At 63.0% G+C, this 3,384-nt stretch carries 5 protein-coding genes; 2 read left to right on the top strand and 3 right to left on the bottom strand.

Annotated elements, in window-relative coordinates:
* Window positions 1-462, top strand: a 462-nt coding sequence (locus tag AC1DT3_RS15560) for an HAD hydrolase-like protein (RefSeq protein WP_477466151.1), incomplete at its 5' end; no start/stop codon positions are given.
* 54 nt (window positions 463-516) lie between these two features.
* Window positions 517-1,479 carry a bifunctional riboflavin kinase/FAD synthetase gene (locus AC1DT3_RS15565; RefSeq protein WP_477466152.1) on the top strand — a complete coding sequence of 321 codons (963 nt, stop codon included), beginning with the start codon at window positions 517-519 and terminating at the stop codon, window positions 1,477-1,479.
* Window positions 1,480-1,483: 4 nt separating this feature from the next.
* Here AC1DT3_RS15565 and AC1DT3_RS15570 read toward each other — a convergent pair whose 3' ends face one another.
* The 3 genes from AC1DT3_RS15570 to AC1DT3_RS15580 all read right to left on the bottom strand — a co-directional run.
* Window positions 1,484-2,650 carry a DUF3095 domain-containing protein gene (locus AC1DT3_RS15570; protein WP_477466153.1) on the bottom strand — a complete coding sequence of 389 codons (1,167 nt, stop codon included), beginning with the start codon at window positions 2,648-2,650 and terminating at the stop codon, window positions 1,484-1,486.
* Between the two features lie 5 nt (window positions 2,651-2,655).
* On the bottom strand, window positions 2,656-3,168 hold the full coding sequence (msrB, locus tag AC1DT3_RS15575) for a peptide-methionine (R)-S-oxide reductase MsrB (protein ID WP_477466154.1): 513 nt from the start codon (window positions 3,166-3,168) through the stop codon (window positions 2,656-2,658).
* A gap of 34 nt (window positions 3,169-3,202) precedes the next feature.
* On the bottom strand, window positions 3,203-3,384 hold a 182-nt coding region (locus AC1DT3_RS15580; protein WP_477466155.1), incomplete at its 5' end, for a hypothetical protein.

A 3,384-nucleotide genomic window follows, 5' to 3' on the forward strand; every position in this document is an offset into this window, starting at 1 on the left:
GAGCAAGAGACTGCCGAAACCTATCGCCCTCGCCTGGAACAGATGCTGGCCCGCGATCTCGTGATGATCTGCGCCAACCCTGATCTCATCGTCGAGCGCGGCAGCGTGATCGTGCCGTGCGCCGGCGCGCTCGGCCTCGCCTACGAAGAGCTGGGCGGCAAGGTTTTCTACGCCGGCAAGCCGCATGCGCCGGTCTATGAGCGCGCCCTCTCCATCGCCGCGCAATTGGACGGCCGTTCCATTCCCAAGGAGCGCGTGCTTGCCGTGGGAGATGCGATCCGCACCGACATTGCCGGCGCCGCTGCCTTCGGGATCGACTCGCTTCTGATCGCACGCGGCATCCATGCGGCGGAACTCGGTCTTCACCACGGCCCTCTGGTTTCGCAGCATGTGCAGGATTGGGTGGATCTCCAACCGGTCAAACCACAGGCCATTACCGACGCGCTCGCCTGGGCCGCTTGATTCCTCCGCGCATTTCCAACAGGGTCGCGCCCGACACATCCGCTGCTGATCTCCATGAGTTCTCCTTCGTCCGAACAGGCTGCATTGATCGTCTGCCGTGATGCCGACGTCGTTCCCGTGCCGCTAAAAGGGGCGCTTGCGGCAATCGGTAACTTCGACGGCGTCCATCGCGGCCATCGTTCGCTGATCGAGCGGGCGATCGAAGGCCGCCGCCCCAGCGCCGTTGTGACGTTCGAGCCGCATCCGCGCCTGTTCTTTCAGCCCCACAGACCGCTTTTTCGGCTGACGCCCGAACCGGTCAAACTCGCGATCTTTCAGCGATTGGGTTTGACCGGCACATTCATCCGCCGCTTCGACAGCGCTTTCGCGGCGTTGTCGGCGGAGGCTTTCGTCGATCTGCTGGCGACCAGATTGGAGTTGTCCGGCGTCATCGTCGGCCACGATTTTCATTTCGGTCGCGGACGCGAAGGGACGCCGGCGGTGATGGCCGAACTTTGCCGCATCAAGGGTCTCGATTGCATCGTCATGCCAGCGGTTTCGGAAGAGAGCGAACCGGTGTCGTCGAGCGCCATCCGCACGGCGTTGGAAGAGGGTCGCGTCGCCGAAGCGAACAGGCTTCTCGGCTATCGTTGGTTCGTGCGCTCCGCGGTACTGCACGGGGAAAAGCGCGGTCGCGAACTGGGGTATCCTACAGCCAACATGCGATTGCCGCAGGATTGCGGATTGCGGCACGGAATATACGCGGTTCGCGCGACAACGCCGCGTGGCGTCGTCGACGGCGTCGCCAGTTTCGGACGCCGCCCGACCTTCGACAACGGTGCGCCGCTTCTCGAAACGTTCCTGTTCGATTTCTCGGGCGATCTCTATGATCAGGTTCTCGATGTCGAGTTCGTCGGTTGGATTCGTGGCGAAGAAAAATTCGACGGCATCGATGCGCTGATCGCACAGATGGACAGGGATTCGGAAAACGCGCGGCGTATGCTTTGCGACGATGTGACGACATCCTTGATCGGTTGACGATCTAAGGCATCTTCATTTTCAGAGCCTGCGCCGCCGCCGCGTATCCGCCCATGCCGCCGTCGACGAAGTGGATATGATCGCTGCGGGTCGGGGAGGGAACGAAGCACGTCATCAGCGCCGAGGACTGACGATGGATGCCGAACCGGGCGACCCCGTCGCGTTCGGCGTTCTGCAAAATCTCTTCGATGCGATCGGCGAGCGCCGGCGTGCAATCGAGCGTCATGCGAAGTCCGTCGTCGAACTTTCGAAAATCGGTGTTGTCGACGAGTTGGCGCCGGTACCGCGCAGGATCGAAACCGCCGATAGGGATCCCGAGCTTCAGGATGACGAGGGACATGAAGATCCGCACCATCACGGATGCGCGCGCGATCAATGTTCGTGCTCCGCGGGCTTTTGCTTCGTATTCGAAACCGAACGGAGGCCAGTGGAACGGTGGAAGATGCGTGGGCGCGGGGCGCGACGCCTCGGGGCCACCTTCCACCTGCGACAGGACGAGCTCGACGACGCGTTCGAAAGAAGCGATGTCGTCGCTCGCAGGTGTGACGATGAGCGAGAGTATGATGCCGCGCTCGGCCGGAATCTGGTCGAAGCGGCACGAAAGCCCGCTCAGATCCGGACGGGCTCCCTTCGGTCCCGCAGGAACAGAAAAGGCGCCGGCTTTCATCTGGCGCTCCGCGTAAGCGAGGCCGCCACCGGTGAACATGGCGTACGACACGTCTGGCGAGGCGGCGAACCGGGCGACACGGATATCCACATTGGCGGCGCGCAGGTCCGCCACGTTGACGAGCGCGACCCGTAGATCGAGGTCGAAATCGTCACGAACCCAGGCCGCGACGTCGGAGAGCGTCTTGCGGGCGAGTTCGGCACGTCCCGGAGGCACGGCGAAGCTCGCGCCGTCGCCCCCGAATACGAACGGAAAGTCGTTGTCCTTCAGAGCATTCGCCATGGCGACGATGACCGAGGCGGCTGCAGTGTTGACCGCCTTGTAGCGGCCGGCCGCAATCGCTGCGGTGGATTGCACGATGTCCGACAATCCCACCATCCAGTCGTCGGGAAGGGGCGCATAGAGGCTCGGATCGGTCAGGCGGGCGAAGCGGTCGAAAACCGGAAGCGCGGCGTAGAAATCCGCGCTGTCCTGCCATTTCGCCTCGACCTGTGCCGTGCTCATGATGCTCAAGCACCCAGCTGCGCCGGTTCTCCCTCCGGTGCTCCTCGATCAAGCAGATCGGGCAACGGATCGCCCTCGGCGACGAAGCGCAAGGAGGCGGAGTTCATGCAATAGCGCTCGCCGGTCGGTGGAGGGCCATCGTCGAACACGTGTCCGAGATGGCCTTCGCACCGGGCGCACCGGATCTCGGTTCGGGTCATGCCGTAGCTGGTATCCCGGATGAACGCGATGTGGTCGCGGTCGATGGGAGCAAAGAAGCTCGGCCAGCCCGTGCCGGATTCGAACTTGGTGCCGGAGCGGAAGAAGGGCAGCCCGCAGAGACGGCAGACATAAGTGCCGGCTTCTTTGGCCGCGTTGAAAATGCCGCAGAACGGACGTTCCGTGCCGTGATCGAGCAGAACACGCCGCTCCTCGTCGTCGAGGTCGGCGACCAGTCGGTCGAATTGCTCGGAGGAGGGGGGCGTCAGGTCGAACCCGGCCTGGGAGCGGTGGCTCACGATCGAGGATGGGGAGGTCATGCGATCTCTCTTGGGTGATGGTCCAACGGTATCCCTAAATCGTTGGATTGCATCTGTTCTTTTTCAAGGCCGCATCTTCGCGCGACGCTTTATTCCCGCAGGGGAGGCTGCTAAAAGGCTCGCCATGCTCATGGAAGATCAGGCAATATACGCGGCAGATGCCCGCTTTCGGCGAATTATCGGCCCGGCCCTCGCCTGAACGCGAAGGTCCGGGAT

Source organism: Microvirga sp. P4_G7 (assembly GCF_056401005.1).